We start from the raw sequence: 15,378 nt of genomic DNA on the forward strand, positions 1-15,378 counted from the left end.
GTTATAAACCCCTTATAGTTGAGGTAATTATAGCATGGATACGGATCTCTGTCCATATCTATTGGAAAAATCGGTATTTGTCGTATAGATCAATTTATTTCATACAATATCTCTTCATTTATTAAAGCGGCGTTTTCTGAAGCAAACCCTTCCCCTATATATCAGTATATCAAATGAGGCAGCCTGCACATATTCGTACAGGCTGCCTCTGGGTGAGTTTATATATCAATACATAGGGATGTATATTGATACCTTTATCTAATTATCTATAAAGAAATCAAGTAATGAACAGGTTGATTATTTATTTATAAATTCTGTATCGTTGTAAGCGATCATCAGATTCTGGCCTGCCTGAATGTCATCTGTACTCAGTGAATTCATCTCTTTTAACACCATAACATATTCTGAGACGGAACGATAATCTTCTGTAATATATTCTTCTGCAATATCCCATAGAGTATCTCCGGGCTGAATCTCAATACTCTTGTAATACTTAAAGTTAACAGGCTCTTCTGAACGTTTCTCATGTGCTGAAATCAAAAGATTTCCAAACAAAGCGCATGCCGCAAATACAATGAATACTGTTGCAATAAATAGAACCAGCATACTCCTGATATGTCTCTCGTTCTTTTTGATAGTCTGTGCTTTTGCATAATTTCTTTCTCTCTGCATTAGTAATTCCCCCGTTAAAACTCCCTAATAATTAGTTGCTTATTCGTTTTACGAACATCTGTTCTCTATAGCTAGAATTATATAACACGAACACATGTTTGTCAATACTCGCGTTTCATTTTTCGAACATATTTTCGTAACAAGTGTTTGCTTTTTAAAAACAACTATGATACTATATTTATAGAATGAGTTGAGCGTTGGCTTTAACGGATTAAGGAGGGCTATATGTCACAGGGTAAGATCAGCAAAAAGCAGCTGGAGATATTAGAATACATAAAAGCACAGATATTAGAACGGGGATTTCCCCCTGCTGTACGTGAGATTTGTGAGGCTGTCAATTTAAAGTCCACTTCCTCTGTACACTCTCATCTTGAGACACTGGAGAAGAACGGATACATAAGGCGTGACCCCACGAAGCCCAGAGCCATAGAGATATTAGATGATACATTTAATCTGACCAGACGCGAAGTTGTGAATGTCCCGCTTGTCGGCCGTGTCGCCGCAGGAGAGCCGCTGCTGGCACAGGAGAACATAGAAAACTACTTCCCCATTCCCATGGAATTCATGCCCAACAAGCAGACCTTCATGCTGACTGTAAAAGGAGAAAGCATGATTAATGCCGGGATCCTGGATGGGGATATGGTGCTCGTTGAACAGGATCATACCGCTTCCAACGGTGACATGGTGGTTGCACTTGTAGAAGACGGAGCCACAGTCAAAACCTTCTATAAAGAAGAAGGAGTATACCGCCTGCAGCCGGAGAACGACTACATGGAGCCTATCATCGTAAAGGAAGTATCCATCTTAGGAAAAGTGATCGGGGTTTTCCGATTTTTTTAAAATCCGGATGCAAAATGGTATTTCCGAATGGTATTCAAAAAGACATGCGCAAAACTGAAATGCTGCATGTCTTTTTATCCTCTTATCTCCTGGGGGAATCCCGCCGACCGTTACCGGCGGTTCGCTCCAATCAGTCTTTCTTAATCTGTTCCACGATATATTCGCTTATCTGCGGCGGTTCCAGAAATGGCCGTGCAAGATAATATCCCTGCATATAATCTACACCCAGTTCGATCACCTTATGCATCTCCTGTTCCGTCTCGATTCCTTCCGCAATGACTTTAATATTTCTTTCCTTAGCATAGGATATGGTATTTTCCACGATCTTCTGCTTATCAATATTATCATGGATACCGGATATAATCTCTCTGTCGATCTTAATATACTTAGGGGCAAGCTCCAGAAGGATTCTCTCACCATTATATCCGCTCCCGTAATCGTCCAGAGCAAAATCCGAATCCCAGCGGTTGACAAGAACACGTTTTACATCCATAGCCTCCTTATCTGCCTCTGCGTATTCAGTAATCTCGAATACGAAATGATCCAGATACCCTTTACATTCAGATTCAATAAACTCAATCATCCTGTTACTCACTCTGTAGTCGGCCAATGAATTAATGAAGACTTTACAGTCAGGCTGAATCCGTTGGTTTTTCACATGCTGTACAAATGTGGTGGATGCCATCTTCCATGTCAGTTCTTCTACTTGATCCAGTTTGTGTTCTTCTCTGGCCAAAGCCAGGATTTCAGAAGGGTTGCGCAATGTGGGCATAGTTCCTCTCATCAGAGCCTCATAGGCAAAGATTCTGCCGGTGTGCGCATCGACGATGGGCTGAAAATAGTACTCTACCTTTTCCCGTTCCAGCAGTTCCGAAAGCTCCCTGCGGTTCTGTGAGATATACTCCTCGCTGTGATATGCCCCCAGGTCAAAGTCACTGATTTCACCTTTGGTAGAATGCTTCACCTGGTACATTGCAAAATCAGAAAATTGCAGAAGCTGTTCGTAATGGCGGGAATCCCTGGGATACCATGAAATACCGCCGGACATCTTTAATTTTAATCTCTGCATTGGCGGAAGCAGAATGTATTCTTCGTCGATGCCCTTTTTTAGGACGGAAAGAATCCGTGTGATATCCTCCTCCGTATCATATCCATAGAAAAACAGATAAAATTCATCCCCTGAATTACGCGAAATAATTGTGTTCGACGGCGTATACTTCCGAAAACTGTCTGCCGCAGCCTGAATGTATTTATCTCCGTAATCATGTCCGAACTTATCGTTGATCTGTTTGAGGTTATCCAGATCCATCATAACCAGTGCCGCCTTCTTCAGGCAGGATTCTCCCTTTTCAAAAAGCTGCTGCATGATACGCTGGAATGCACGTCTGTTCTTCAGCCCCGTAAGCAGATCGTGGTCACGTTCATGCTCAATCAGCTGCTTTTCCTGGATTGTCTTCGTGATATCTTCGACTATGCCGATTGCCCTTCGATCCTCCACGCCCGAATAACTTAGACGGACATAGGTCTCTTTTTCCCCGGTCGGTATCTTATACAATATATAGTCTTCTGCTTCCTCTGCTTTATAGATTTCCAACTCCTTCATTTCCATGATGAAAGTCTGCACATCCATATTGGAAGCAATGGAACCCTTAAGGCCAAATATATCAAAGAAACCGTCCGTCAAAAATAGAGTGTTATTATCCATATCAATTTCAAACCCTGCTATACGTATGCTGGCTTTGTTCAGAATCTGCGCAAACTTTGTGGCGGAGTCGATTACATCACGGCTCAGCTTTTCAATGGACTCTTCCAGCTGATCGAATTCATATATATTCGTTCTGGGGAGGCCTATTTTGTTTTTTGTATTCATCTGCTGCATATGTTTTGACACCAGATGAATCGGTCTTGATATCATAAAACTAACAAGCACGCTGCCTGCGATCCCCATAATGATTGTCAGAATAATTGCAACAATAATATAGGACATGATATGGTTGGAAAACTCGGTAAGATCACTCTCCTTCACTGCACCTGCCAGTCCCCACCGATCCGATTCAAAGGGACCGTTCGAATCATAGAGCTGGAAGTACTCCATATCCATAAAATACCGCTCATGATCTGCACCGTTAAAATAAAAGTTCCCATCAGATGACTGTGATACATCCAGCTTTTCCATGTCCGGTGCGATGCTGCTGTCCGATGAATATACGGTTCTATATTCATCGGTTTCCGCATCCTGTACGATCAGTAAATAGGAGGCCGGCTTATCTTCCATCAATTCCTCAGACGGAAGCATAGTGGCAAGGTAATCCAGTGTAATCTCCATGCCAAGTGTACCATAGACTTTACCTGTTGACGTTATCAGAGGAACCGTATAGGAAATCATCATCTTATCGTCGTCCGTAAGCGTATGCGGTTTTCCCCAATACCCCAATTCTGTCAGCGAAGCTGCCCCGGGGTTTTCATATCCTTGTTCCTGCGGATTTAGAAAAAGATTGTATATCTCCTCATGTTCCTTGGTAAATACGAACTGAGGCTTCCAGGCACTGTCAGTGGCTATATCCAGGCTATGTACAAGATCAACCGAGCCTCTCTCAATCAGGAGGTCACTGTTGCGGACAGAGGCGCTTGTATCCGGATCCAGATCCCGGAAATAAACGCCGGGACGGGAAAAACTCTCCTGTTCCCTCAGTTCTTTGGGATCATCATTGTTAAAAACAACAAAAGCTCCGGTCACCTTATTGGAACGAAGCATTTCGATCAGATTTCCGGAAATCTCAGAAACCAGCGGAAAGCAGGCATTTGAGTTTTTTCCTATATTATCCAGGTCGATCATCCCGTCCTGATCCAGCTTTTCAGCGGTCTCGTTAATGAGTTGTACCGTATAAGACACGTTAGACCAGCTGTTTATCATCTCATTCTGCAGGTAGCTGGAACGATTGGCCACCTTTCCCTGAACAATGCCTTTGGCATTCTCATCAAGTTCCTGAATGGCTCCCCCGAATATAAAAGTTCCTGAGAGCAGCATTACTTCTATTAAAGTTAGGAGGACCATGGGAATCAGCATTCTTTTCAGTATAGGCTGTGCTTTCTGTCTGTTCATGCGCATTCCTGTGCCCTCCTTTCTTTCATCCGCTTCCTATATGCAGCGGTTCCGAATTTATTTATTATCTACTAACTTCTCAAGAGATGCCAATGTCTCCTCATACCAGCTCTCAAAATTATCATCCGTATCAAATTTACTGACAGCCTCTTCCCTGGTAGAACCTGCTGATATTGCCGATTCCACCTCTGCCCGGTCCGCTGCCGCTTTGTCTGTAAGCGAATACTCCAGCACATTACGGGCATCCGTACCGTTTTCAAAGGCGCGGGTTGTATAGAGTGAAGTTTCCTCAATTTGCGTTAGGGAAGCCTCAAGCACCTGGATGACGCTGCTGTCTGTACTGTCTATGCTCTTTTTGATCAACTCTTTATCGTTGGCCTCTTTTTTGACAGGCAGATACCCTGACGTCACAGCAAACTGTATATTACGGTCAGTGTCTGTAAACCATTTCAAAAATTCCACGGAAGCCTCGATTTCTGCCTTATCTTCCTTTTCCATCACTACCATGCCTGCGCCCTGCTGTACAGAGTATTTCTCACCGTCCTTAAAGCGAGGGCACTCAAAAGCCTGCATCTCGATCGGATATGTATTTTCATCGTCCAGCGTCACCTGATTAGGGAAAAATGTCGCTCCCGCAGAGGAACCTACAAATGCCAGTATATTCCCTGTCTTGATATCATCACTCCGAAACTTGCCGGAGGAAGCAAAGTAGCCATTGATAAAAGGCACATAGTAATTGTCCCAAAGCTTACGGACTACGTCTTTATCAAAATTCAAAGCCGGCTGACCATCCTTGACGGAGAAAATCTCAGTCCCCAGTTCCCGTGCTCCTATTATAAAATAATTGGCCATAGCGTCCCTTCCAAAGAAGGCTTTACCGTCATCCGGAGTATCTGTCAGGCTGTCCGTCCATTCGTAATATTCTTTGGACGTGGCAGTAATCCCCTCGATTGTGGAAATATCCTCCAGGTCAGCGCCCGTTGCATCGGCAAACTTATCCCAGTCTGTCTTGTTCAGCATAAATACTTCCGTTGCCTTGGCAATCGGGAATATCTTCAGACTGTCTTCGGAGGAAAACTTTCCCTCATCAATGTAGCTGTCCATATATTCACTGATCTCATCCTCAGTCATATATTCCATCAAATCCACAGCCATGCCCTTCTGATCCACCGCATAGGCTGTATCCGCATAAGCCGCAAAAATATCAGGGATTTCTTTTGCCCCGACTTTTCCGTCAATGGAGGCCAGTACATTATCCTCCAGATCGGCCACATTGCCAAGGCTGGATGCTTTTACTTTGATTCCCAGCTCTTTTCCCCGGCTGCCATTGAACTCTGTTACCAGTTCATTGAAGGCATCCTGCTGTGCGCCGTTATAATAGTGCCATACTTCGATAGAAACCGGCTTCTTAGGATCCAGCAGGCTTTCCTTCTTGTTATCATTCGTTTTTTCTTCTGCAGAAGAGCACCCGGCCGTCAGGCTGAGAATGGCAGCTGTAAACAGGCAGACTGCAGTTTTATACACTCGTTTCCTCATAATATCCTCCACCGGCGCTTACAGTGATTCAACATCTACTTCTACGCCATCCCTCCAAATACGTTCCAGGTTATAGAACAGCCTGTTCTCCTTATCAAAAATATGCACGATGATATCTCCAAAATCAAGCAGCACCCAGCTGGCGGTACCGTAACCTTCCCGCTGCTTTAACACAAATCCTGCCTTATGGAGGCATTCCTCCACATTGTCTACCAGAGCCTTTACCTGGCTCTCGTTGCTGCCGTTTGCGATGATAAAATAATCCGCAAGTACGGAGACACCGGCAATATCAATTACCTTAATGTCCTCTCCCTTTTTTTCATCCAGCGCTTTGCAGGCAAGCCGCGCCATTTCCCTTGCTTGTTCCATAGATCAGTCTCCTTTACTTCTTTAATTTGTATACATTATTCTGCAGCTGTGCTGCAGACCCGCCCGCAGGGCATGTATTACGGGGTGCCCTTTGGGTATACATTATTCTGCAGCTATGCTGCAGACCTGCCCGCAGGGCATGAGTTACGGGGTGCCCTTTGGGTATACATTATTCTGCAGCTATGCTGCAGACCTGCCCGCAGGGCATGAGTTACGGGGTGCCTTTTGGGTATAATTATGTCAACAGTTCTCACTGGTCTGAACTGCTACTGATAATATTCATAAGTTCTGACGGTCAAGGGGTCAATCTCCCTTCCCACATTCTTAAGATAAGAAATTGTGGAACCAGCACTGAGTGCCACTGCCTTGTTCAGATTTGAAAACGCCTCTCTTCTCACTTCCTTTAAAACCGGAATTCCCTGCCTGCCCGGTTCGATATAGTCAGCTAGAAAAATGATTTTTTCAAGCAGTGTCATCTGAGGCTTTCCCGTGGTGTGATAAGTGATGGCCCCCAGAATATCAGAATCTTTAATATTATATTCATGCTCGGCAAGATATGCTCCCAGCTTGGCATGGATCAGGGCCGGCATTTTCAGCTCAGAGTCGGTCAGTGTGATATTGCATTCCCTGCACAATTTGATCTGCTCCTTACCGGAGCAGAACTTGCCGCAGTCATGCAAAAGCCCTGCCAGCATCGCCTGGTGTATATCCGTTTCATAACACATGGCAAGCGATGCAGCCGTATACATAACTCCCAGCGTATGTTCGTAGCGTTCTGGTTTTAATCTCTTCTCCAGTTTTCTTCGAATCCCCAAAATCTCCGTCATGGCTCCACTTCCTTATACAAATGATGTTCTTTAATATAATCAGCCACTGCATCCGGCACGAAATAATGCACTGTCAGCCCCTTCGCGGCCCGCTCCCGGATCGTCGTTGAAGAAATCTCCAGTAGCGGCGCCCGAAGCAGTTCAATCTCGGCTTCATATTTCTTTTTAAGATAAGCAATCTGTTTCTGCATATCTCCCACATCCTTGTCATCCCGCATCGCCGCAAGTATGGTGCAGGTTGGGAAAATCTCTTTGAAATACTTCCATTGTTCAATGGAAAACAGAGAATCCGCCCCCAAAATAAAATAAAACTCGTTGCCCGGATACAGTTCATGGAAATCACGCATTGTCCGATACGTGTATGATATCCCCTTCTTCGCCTCATGCATGGAAAGCTTAAAATGCGGGGAACCGCTGATTGCGGCCTTTACCATCTCAATTCTGTGGGTAAGCGAGGTATCCATGTCTTCCGTATCTTTATGCGGTGGATTACCATTCGGTAAAAACCATATTTCATCCAGTTTAAACTCTTCGAAGGCAAATTCACCCAAAAGCAGATGACCAATATGGATCGGGTCGAATGTGCCTCCCATGATGCCGATTTTCATAGAATCCTCCTACGGAAGTACGATCTTTTTCTTGTCGTCCTTTCCTTCCCTGTATAATACAATCTTCTTGCCGATTACCTGGACCACCTGAGAACGTGTCCTGCCGGCAACAAGCTCTGCCAGCTCCCTTGGATCATCTGCACAATTTTGAAGCACGCTGATCTTAATGAGTTCTCTGGCCTCTAAAGCCTCAGAAATCGCTTCTGTAAGCCCGGGAGTAATACTGGACTTCCCGATCTGAAAGATCGGATCCATTGTCATGGCAAGGCTTTTTAAATAAGCTCGCTGTTTTGTTGTCATACTGTTTTATCTCCTGTCTATTTATAATAATCAAACTGCAGTCCATACATCTTAACCGTGTCTCCCTCCTGAATGCCTGCCTGTTCCAGGTCATTCAGGATACCGGAATCTTTTAAGAACTTCTGGAAGAAGGCAAATCCCTTTTCAGAATCCAGGTTGGTGTATCCCAGCATCTTTTCAATCTTCGGGCCTTCCACTACATACAGTTCTCCTTCTCTCTCCACTGTATAGGGCAGGTCTTCATAGATCAGTTCATCCTCAGGAAAGTATTCCTGTTCAAATACAATCGGCTTATCATCCATATCCTGAAGCTGTCCGCTCACATAGTATAACAGCTCCTGAATCCCCTTTCCGGAAACTCCGGAGATTGGGAATACCCGGATCCCTTTTGGCTCAAATTCCGCCCTGAGCCTGTCCACCGGGTCTTCGTCCCCGCTGTATATCAGATCGGTCTTATTGGCTGCAATCACCTGCGGGCGCTCTGCAATCTCAGGGTTATAAGCCGTCAGTTCCGCATGAATCTTATAGATATCGTCCATCGGATCCCGGCCCTCAGTGCCCGCTGCATCCACCACGTGGATCATCATTTTTGTCCGTTCAATGTGGCGCAGAAACTCATGTCCCAGTCCGACGCCTTCCGATGCCCCCTCGATCAGCCCGGGTATATCCGCCATCACGAATCCTTTCGCCCCATCCAAGTCAACGACTCCCAGATTCGGGTTCAGCGTTGTAAAATGGTAGTTGGCAATCTTGGGATCCGCATTCGTAACCCTGGAGAGCAGTGTTGACTTGCCTACATTTGGAAAACCGATCAGCCCCACATCTGCGATGACTTTCAGCTCCAGATTCACCTCCAGCTCCATGGCCGGCTGTCCGGGCTGCGCATACTTCGGCACCTGCATGGTGGATGTGGCAAAATGCTGATTCCCCAGTCCTCCCCTGCCGCCTTTTAAGACAACCTGGCTGCGGTTGTCCCCGGACATATCCGCGATTACTTTGCCGGTCTTTGCTTCTTTGATCACGGTTCCCTCCGGAACTTTTAAGATCAGATCCTTCCCGTCTTTTCCATGACAGCGGCGCTTGCCGCCCTCTTCGCCGTCGCCGGCGGCATATTTCCTCTTGTGGCGGAAATCTACCAGTGTATTCAGGCCTTCATCTATTTGAAAAATAAGGTCCCCGCCTTTTCCGCCGTCCCCGCCGTCCGGCCCTCCGTTCGGTACATATAGTTCCCTCCGAAAGCTGCAGTGTCCGTCACCGCCTTTGCCGGATCTTATGAAAATTTTCGCTCTGTCTGCAAACATATTATATATCCTTTTCTATTTACTATTTTTACCAATTCCATATCCGTACTATTATATCACAAGATAGTTCCTTTTACTATTCATAATTCCCTGAAATCACATATCCTATAGCTGCATATTTCTAACAGTTCATACAAGCCTGAAATATTGCGCATCCAGCCCATTGAAATTCGCCTGCAGCGAAGGGAGCTGTGCATTTCGGATGTTAAATAATAAACAAGCCCCAGACTGTTAGGTCTGAGGCCGTGTGTACCGTAACTAATTATTCAGCTACAGGATAGATAGAAACCTGTTTCTTATCTCTTCCTTTTCTCTCGTATCTGACAACTCCGTCTACTAATGCAAACAGTGTGTCATCCCCGCCGCGTCCTACGTTCACGCCCGGATGAATTCTTGTTCCACGCTGTCTGTAAAGGATGTTGCCGGCTTTCACAAACTGTCCGTCAGCTCTTTTAGCACCTAATCTTTTAGACTCAGAGTCACGGCCGTTCTTAGAAGAACCAACTCCCTTTTTATGAGCAAAATACTGAAGGTTCAATTTCATCATGGTTATTACACCTCCTTGAAGATAATATCAATGTATGGTTCATAGTCGCTGTCATCTTCTATTTCTTCCAACCCCAGAATCATAGTCTTTAACAGCAGTTCAGCATCGTGTGTAGGTCTCCCACCGGTAAATCTGAACTGAATCAGCCCCTGTGCATCTTCTGAGTCGTCTGTCACTACAGATGTCTCATCGGATGTATATCTTTCAATCGCATTTATCGTGTTGATAATCAGCGCTGAAGCCGCCGCACATACAATGTCCATACCCTCATCCGCGAATCCGGCATGTCCCTGTGCGTCAAAACCTACATATTCATGCTTGTCAGTCTTATAAATGGATACTTTAATCATTCTCTCACCGGGTTATGCGTTGATCTTGTCGATCTTAACTGCAGTATACTGCTGTCTGTGACCATTTTTCTTATGGTATCCAGATTTTCTCTTATACTTGTAAACGACAACTTTTTTGCCTTTACCGTCACCAATTACAGAAGCTGTAACTGTCGCACCATCGACTGTCGGGTTCCCAACAACAAGTTTGTCGTTGTTCACTGCAAGTACCTGGTCAAATGTATAAGTCTCTCCAGCTTCTACCCCAAGTTTTTCTACTTTAATGATATCGCCTTCGGCTACTTTGTACTGTTTACCACCTGTTGCTATAATTGCGTACATATGGCACCTCCTATTATCATTACTCGCCAATTACGGTGTCTGCTAAAAGGGCAGAACTTCAAAACCTCATTGCGCGGCATACCGTTGTAGTATAGCATATGAAAATTTATAAAGTCAATAGTTTCCGGGCATTTTCGTCAAAAATCCTGCTTTTTTCCTCTTGTGTCAGTGGAAGTCCATTCATATATTCTATGGACTCTGTCTGCCCGGACCATGGAGAATCTGTGGCAAAGAGAATACGATCTGTACCGTGGTTCCTGCAAATGCGCACAAACTGTCCGTCATCGATTGCACCAAATACAACGGCGGTATCCAGATAAACCTTTTTTCCGACGATGCAGCGCTCCACATCGTCCCAGCATTTAAGACCGCCCATATGGGCGATTACCAGCTTCTCGGGCTGCACTTCGTCAATCACCTCTGCCGCCATCTGCGGCGTGCAGTAAACACAGTCCGGATATCCGGGATCGTAGCCGCCGTGCACGGTAATAATCAGCCCCAGTTCTGATGCATAGGAAACAATCCGCTTATAACGGATATCGTGAAACATCGTCTCCTGATATGCCGGGTGCAGTTTAATCCCCTGAAATCCCATGTTCTTCAAAGTCTTAAGTTCTTCCCTGTAGTTTGCGCTGTCCGGGTGGAGTCCCCCGAAGGAGATCACATCTCCCGTCAAAAAATGGGCGGCAAAACGGTTTATGCTGTCAAACTGAGACGGTTTTGTAACGACCGGGAGGGCAACCGAGATGTCTATGCCCGCTTTCTGCCCGGAAACCTTCAGTCCCTCAGCAGTTCCATCGGTAAAGGGAACCGTTTTACATCTTCCGCTTAAAAATTCCAGTGTCTTTCCGGCAATCTTATCCGGGAAAATATGTGTATGAAAATCTATCATCTTATTTTACCTTATACCTTATTTTTCAACTATAGCTGAAAATTCTCCCGCAGAGCATGTGTTACGGTGTACCCTTGGGTATACCGTATGTGAGTCTTTGGGCAGGCTTCTATTTATCGCAATCATTGAGTTTATCGTAACAGTATTCTATGATGCTTCTGCGCGTAATGATCCCGATGAATTTATTCTGGTCATCCACTACAGGTACAAAATTCTGATTCATCGCTTTCTTCACCAGATCTTCCATATCGGCATCCGCAGGCACTACGTCAAAATTGGCCTTACGTGGGAAATCCTTTATCAAGATGTGTTCGGCGCTTTTGATATCCAGATTATTGTAAGACTTTATTCCCCAAAGCAGGTCTCCTTCTGTGACAGTGCCCACAAATTTCCCTTCCCTGTTCAGCATGGGGATGGACGCATACTTATGGTATTCCATTGTCTCCAGAACCTGGCGCAGCGTACTGTCATTGTAGATATAAGCAACTTCATTTTTCGGTTTTAAAAAAAACAGAATGTTCATAATGAATACCTTTCTTTAAATTTGTGTCAAAACAAAGATTTCATACAGCGCCCTGATCGCGTTTTTAAAATCATCATGTCTGACACCAACAATAATATTCAGCTCACTGGATCCCTGATCAATCATTTTTACATTAATGTGCGCATGGGCAAGGGCAGAGAATATTCGGCCGGCAGTCCCGCGTGTCGCCCTCATTCCCCGGCCTACAATAGCAATCAGTGCAAGATCTGATTCCAGTTCGATGTGGTCAGGATCTACAGCCTTGTGGATTCCGGCAAGCACCCGCTGTTCCTTTTCCTCAAATTCATCCTTATGAACGAAGATTGTCATTGTGTCAATACCCGACGGCATATGTTCGATGGAAATCTCATTCTCTTCGAATACCTGGAGCACCTTGCGGCAGAAGCCAATCTCAGAGTTCATCATGGCCTTCTCTACGGTAATGGATGCGAAGCCGTCCGTACCGGCAATCCCTGTAATGGTATACTTCGGCTGCCTGCATGTGCCCTCTACGATTAAAGTTCCTTTATCCTGAGGTGCATTGGTGTTGCGGATATTGATCGGTATTCCTGCTTTTCTTACCGGGAAAATGGCATCCTCATGGAGCACGCTCGCCCCCATGTAGGAAAGCTCACGCAGTTCTTTATATGTAATAGTCTCTATGGATTTGGGATTCTTCACAATCCTTGGGTCAGCAATGAGAAATCCGGATACATCTGTCCAATTTTCGTATAAGTCAGCCGTTACAGCCAGCGCAACCAGTGAACCGGTAACATCCGAACCGCCTCTGGAAAATGTTACAACCGTTCCATCTTCTTTCGCCCCGTAAAATCCGGGAATGACCGCGTAGCGTATATCCTTTAGCCGTGCAGACAGCAGGTCGTTTGTTGCAGCGTCATCAAAATTGCCCTCCTCATCAAAGCGGACTACCTCGGCTGCGTCCACGAATTCAAATCCCAGATATGCTGCCATCACCTTGCCGTTCAGATATTCACCTCTGGAGGCAGCGTAATCTCTTCCTGCTTTTTTTCCAAAATTTTCCCGGATCACATCAAAGTCCTGATCCAGGGAAAGAGTCAAATTCAACCCTTCGATAATCTCGTTATATCTGTCTTGGATTGCAGAGAGTAAGTCTGTAAAGTTCTTTTCCTTAATGGCGGCCCCATAGCAGCTGTACAGCATATCCGTCACCTTGGTGTCTCCTGAGAACCTTTTACCTGGTGCGGATGGTACAACATACTGCCTGGATTCATCTGCTCGTATGATGTCCCCTACTTTTTTAAACTGCTCGGCACTGGCCAAAGAACTTCCGCCGAATTTTACTACTTTTTTCATTCCTCGTTTCCTCCAATATACTTAGAGAGGCGCCCATATCCGGCATGCAGCCGGCCCTTAACAGCAAATACTGTGCGATATAGTTCCCTCTTCAAAATTTCTGCGTTCTCGGTACATTATTATAACGCAGTCATTCCTTCTTGTAAATCTCTTCTTTCGCATTTTTTTGCATTTAATGACAAAAAATCCTGCATTTTTATTCACAAATCAAATTCAAAATCTGTTATACTGCAAATTTAAAATATCACATCTGCATACTCGGCGCCGGCGGCCCTTTTCAAATCACCGGGATCCAGTTTTAGCTGCATGCCCAGCCTGCCCCCACTGACATACATGTAGTCCAGGTACCGGGCCGTTTCATTTATTATAGTAGGGAAAGCTTTTTTCATGCCGATGGCAGTACAGCCTCCTCTGACATATCCGGTAACCGAGGTAAGCTCTTTAACCGGAAGCATTTCCAAAGACTTTTCCCCCGCAGAACGGGCCGCCTTCTTCAAGTCCAGTTCAGACGCAATCGGAATCACGAACACATAATGTATCCCGCTCTTTCCTGTTGTTACGAGTGTTTTATAGACTCTGTCATGAGGCAGGCCCGCTTGATCTGCAATCGTAATGCCGTCCACGAATTCATCGCACTCATAAGTCTGATATTCATAAGGAATTTTATATCGGTCCAATATCCGCATTGCGTTCGTCTTCAGTTCTTTCTTCCCCATAATCTTCTCCTTATCTGTCATATTCTGTCCCATGCAAAATCAGCGGTACAAGGCATTATACTAGGACTGAACCCTATTACATTAAGCACATGATTTACTCAATAATCGAACAGGCTGAGCTGCTCCATACGATAGGGGCGCTTATAGCTTGATATGATATCGGACATCTTATACAGGATTCCCGCCTCCTGGCACTCTTTCTCAAAAACCTTCCAAAGCTGGCGTACCCGCGGGCTTCTGCATTCATAGGCGTTGCCGAATCTCTTTTGGTATTTCTCTGCAAGCCCCTCTCCCGGGAAGAGCTGGTTCAGCCTTTCATAGTACCAATCCCGCTGATTTTCGCGCAGCGTCATCCCAAAAGCAGGATAGATAAACTTTGCACCCGCCTCATGTGCCTTACGAACGATTTCCCGGATATTCTCATCAGAGTCTTCCAGGAAAGGAAGCACGGGCATTAACAGAATCCCGGTATATATCCCATGACCGGACAATTCACGGACCAGGGCAAACCTCTCCGAGGACGGCGGCGCTCCCGGCTCTATCTTTTTTGCAAGCACATCGTCTGAAGTGGTAATCGTGACTTTGCACAGCACCGGTGAATGTTCCCTGATATCTGTAAGCACATCGATGTCCCTTGCCAGCAGACTGCTCTTTGTAGCGATGGCGGCTCCAAATCCAAATGCATCGCAGAGCTCCAGCGCATGCCGGGTCAGTTTCAGCTCCTTCTCAAAGGGATTATAAGGATCGCTCATGGCCCCCGTAGAAACCACGCCCTTCTTTGTCTTTCTGCGCAGCTCATCGCGTATGATCATCAAAGCATTTTCCTTTGCCCTGACAGTGTCAAAGGAAGAGATTCCGTAACAGTCTGAACGGCTGTCACAGTATATGCAGCCATGACAGCATCCTTTATATATATTCATATTATATTCTGTTCCAAACCAGTATTCCGGTCTTTTCGAACGGGTAATTATCGTTTTAGCTGGAATATACTCCATAATAATGTTCCTTTTCTTGGAAGTCCCCGGCTGTTGATCGGCCGGGGAAGTTCACTTATTATACCAAAGCCATGATTTTCCGGCTATTGTAACATTAGGCATTTTGCTGTGTTAACATTTTTAGTGAAATTAATTGTATAATC

At 45.2% G+C, this 15,378-nt stretch carries 17 protein-coding genes; 1 reads left to right on the forward strand and 16 read right to left on the reverse strand.

Annotation, left to right across the window (positions count from 1 at the left end):
* Window positions 1–297: 297 nt before the first annotated feature.
* Window positions 298–672, reverse strand: a complete 375-nt coding sequence (locus BN1938_RS20595; RefSeq protein ID WP_070102572.1) for a LysM peptidoglycan-binding domain-containing protein — start codon at window positions 670–672, stop codon at window positions 298–300.
* 225 nt (window positions 673–897) lie between these two features.
* Here BN1938_RS20595 and lexA point away from each other — a divergent pair, with 225 nt between their 5' ends.
* Window positions 898–1,512 carry a transcriptional repressor LexA gene (gene lexA, locus BN1938_RS20600; RefSeq protein ID WP_050642301.1) on the forward strand — a complete coding sequence of 205 codons (615 nt, stop codon included), beginning with the start codon at window positions 898–900 and terminating at the stop codon, window positions 1,510–1,512.
* 130 nt (window positions 1,513–1,642) lie between these two features.
* On the opposite strand, the gene BN1938_RS20605 is transcribed toward lexA, so the two are convergent.
* The 15 genes from BN1938_RS20605 to BN1938_RS20675 form a co-directional block, all read right to left on the reverse strand.
* A complete protein-coding gene (locus BN1938_RS20605; protein WP_050642302.1) occupies window positions 1,643–4,621 on the reverse strand; it encodes a bifunctional diguanylate cyclase/phosphodiesterase in 2,979 nt (992 codons plus the stop codon).
* 51 nt (window positions 4,622–4,672) lie between these two features.
* Window positions 4,673–6,151 carry an extracellular solute-binding protein gene (locus BN1938_RS20610; protein ID WP_050642303.1) on the reverse strand — a complete coding sequence of 493 codons (1,479 nt, stop codon included), beginning with the start codon at window positions 6,149–6,151 and terminating at the stop codon, window positions 4,673–4,675.
* Window positions 6,152–6,169: 18 nt separating this feature from the next.
* Window positions 6,170–6,520: a ribosome silencing factor gene (rsfS, locus tag BN1938_RS20615; protein WP_050642304.1), complete on the reverse strand. Its 351-nt coding sequence runs from the start codon at window positions 6,518–6,520 to the stop codon at window positions 6,170–6,172.
* A 266-nt stretch (window positions 6,521–6,786) separates the two neighbouring features.
* On the reverse strand, window positions 6,787–7,347 hold the full coding sequence (yqeK, locus tag BN1938_RS20620; RefSeq protein WP_050642305.1) for a bis(5'-nucleosyl)-tetraphosphatase (symmetrical) YqeK: 561 nt from the start codon (window positions 7,345–7,347) through the stop codon (window positions 6,787–6,789).
* The gene (gene nadD / locus BN1938_RS20625) at window positions 7,344–7,955 is read right to left on the reverse strand and encodes a nicotinate-nucleotide adenylyltransferase (protein WP_050642306.1); all 612 of its coding nucleotides are present in this window, start codon (window positions 7,953–7,955) and stop codon (window positions 7,344–7,346) included. The genes yqeK and nadD overlap by 4 nt, the downstream gene beginning before the upstream one ends.
* 9 nt (window positions 7,956–7,964) lie before the next feature.
* Window positions 7,965–8,255 carry a ribosome assembly RNA-binding protein YhbY gene (gene yhbY / locus BN1938_RS20630; RefSeq protein WP_009004257.1) on the reverse strand — a complete coding sequence of 97 codons (291 nt, stop codon included), beginning with the start codon at window positions 8,253–8,255 and terminating at the stop codon, window positions 7,965–7,967.
* 17 nt (window positions 8,256–8,272) lie between these two features.
* Window positions 8,273–9,556 (reverse strand): GTPase ObgE, encoded by a 1,284-nt coding sequence (obgE, locus tag BN1938_RS20635; protein ID WP_050642307.1) that lies wholly within the window; start codon window positions 9,554–9,556, stop codon window positions 8,273–8,275.
* A 262-nt stretch (window positions 9,557–9,818) separates the two neighbouring features.
* Window positions 9,819–10,103, reverse strand: coding sequence for a 50S ribosomal protein L27 (gene rpmA, locus BN1938_RS20640; RefSeq protein ID WP_009004259.1), 285 nt, complete (start codon window positions 10,101–10,103; stop codon window positions 9,819–9,821).
* A gap of 5 nt (window positions 10,104–10,108) precedes the next feature.
* Window positions 10,109–10,453, reverse strand: a complete 345-nt coding sequence (locus BN1938_RS20645; protein ID WP_050642308.1) for a ribosomal-processing cysteine protease Prp — start codon at window positions 10,451–10,453, stop codon at window positions 10,109–10,111.
* A 12-nt stretch (window positions 10,454–10,465) separates the two neighbouring features.
* The gene (gene rplU / locus BN1938_RS20650) at window positions 10,466–10,774 is read right to left on the reverse strand and encodes a 50S ribosomal protein L21 (RefSeq protein WP_050642309.1); all 309 of its coding nucleotides are present in this window, start codon (window positions 10,772–10,774) and stop codon (window positions 10,466–10,468) included.
* Window positions 10,775–10,880: 106 nt separating this feature from the next.
* Entirely contained in the window at window positions 10,881–11,666 is a 786-nt protein-coding gene (locus BN1938_RS20655) for an amidohydrolase family protein (RefSeq protein ID WP_050642310.1), read from the reverse strand.
* Window positions 11,667–11,775: 109 nt separating this feature from the next.
* Window positions 11,776–12,189, reverse strand: coding sequence for a CBS domain-containing protein (locus tag BN1938_RS20660; protein ID WP_050642311.1), 414 nt, complete (start codon window positions 12,187–12,189; stop codon window positions 11,776–11,778).
* Between the two features lie 15 nt (window positions 12,190–12,204).
* Window positions 12,205–13,524 (reverse strand): aspartate kinase, encoded by a 1,320-nt coding sequence (locus BN1938_RS20665; protein WP_050642312.1) that lies wholly within the window; start codon window positions 13,522–13,524, stop codon window positions 12,205–12,207.
* A 236-nt stretch (window positions 13,525–13,760) separates the two neighbouring features.
* A complete protein-coding gene (gene ybaK, locus BN1938_RS20670; RefSeq protein ID WP_050642313.1) occupies window positions 13,761–14,240 on the reverse strand; it encodes a Cys-tRNA(Pro) deacylase in 480 nt (159 codons plus the stop codon).
* Between the two features lie 98 nt (window positions 14,241–14,338).
* Window positions 14,339–15,235, reverse strand: coding sequence for an SPL family radical SAM protein (locus BN1938_RS20675; protein ID WP_187376333.1), 897 nt, complete (start codon window positions 15,233–15,235; stop codon window positions 14,339–14,341).
* Between the last annotated feature and the right edge of the window lie 143 nt (window positions 15,236–15,378).

Origin of the sequence: Eubacterium sp. SB2, from assembly GCF_001244405.1 — a bacterium.
Taxonomy (GTDB): domain Bacteria; phylum Bacillota; class Clostridia; order Lachnospirales; family Lachnospiraceae; genus Faecalicatena; species Faecalicatena contortus_B.

Coding starts and splice junctions, on each gene's coding strand:
- BN1938_RS20595 (WP_070102572.1), bottom strand. CDS start 672: ATGCAGAGAGAAAGAAATTATGCAAAAGCACAGACTATCAAAAAGAAC.
- lexA (WP_050642301.1), top strand. CDS start 898: ATGTCACAGGGTAAGATCAGCAAAAAGCAGCTGGAGATATTAGAATAC.
- BN1938_RS20605 (WP_050642302.1), bottom strand. CDS start 4,621: ATGCGCATGAACAGACAGAAAGCACAGCCTATACTGAAAAGAATGCTG.
- BN1938_RS20610 (WP_050642303.1), bottom strand. CDS start 6,151: ATGAGGAAACGAGTGTATAAAACTGCAGTCTGCCTGTTTACAGCTGCC.
- rsfS (WP_050642304.1), bottom strand. CDS start 6,520: ATGGAACAAGCAAGGGAAATGGCGCGGCTTGCCTGCAAAGCGCTGGAT.
- yqeK (WP_050642305.1), bottom strand. CDS start 7,347: ATGACGGAGATTTTGGGGATTCGAAGAAAACTGGAGAAGAGATTAAAA.
- nadD (WP_050642306.1), bottom strand. CDS start 7,955: ATGAAAATCGGCATCATGGGAGGCACATTCGACCCGATCCATATTGGT.
- yhbY (WP_009004257.1), bottom strand. CDS start 8,255: ATGACAACAAAACAGCGAGCTTATTTAAAAAGCCTTGCCATGACAATG.
- obgE (WP_050642307.1), bottom strand. CDS start 9,556: ATGTTTGCAGACAGAGCGAAAATTTTCATAAGATCCGGCAAAGGCGGT.
- rpmA (WP_009004259.1), bottom strand. CDS start 10,103: ATGATGAAATTGAACCTTCAGTATTTTGCTCATAAAAAGGGAGTTGGT.
- BN1938_RS20645 (WP_050642308.1), bottom strand. CDS start 10,453: ATGATTAAAGTATCCATTTATAAGACTGACAAGCATGAATATGTAGGT.
- rplU (WP_050642309.1), bottom strand. CDS start 10,774: ATGTACGCAATTATAGCAACAGGTGGTAAACAGTACAAAGTAGCCGAA.
- BN1938_RS20655 (WP_050642310.1), bottom strand. CDS start 11,666: ATGATAGATTTTCATACACATATTTTCCCGGATAAGATTGCCGGAAAG.
- BN1938_RS20660 (WP_050642311.1), bottom strand. CDS start 12,189: ATGAACATTCTGTTTTTTTTAAAACCGAAAAATGAAGTTGCTTATATC.
- BN1938_RS20665 (WP_050642312.1), bottom strand. CDS start 13,524: ATGAAAAAAGTAGTAAAATTCGGCGGAAGTTCTTTGGCCAGTGCCGAG.
- ybaK (WP_050642313.1), bottom strand. CDS start 14,240: ATGGGGAAGAAAGAACTGAAGACGAACGCAATGCGGATATTGGACCGA.
- BN1938_RS20675 (WP_187376333.1), bottom strand. CDS start 15,235: ATGGAGTATATTCCAGCTAAAACGATAATTACCCGTTCGAAAAGACCG.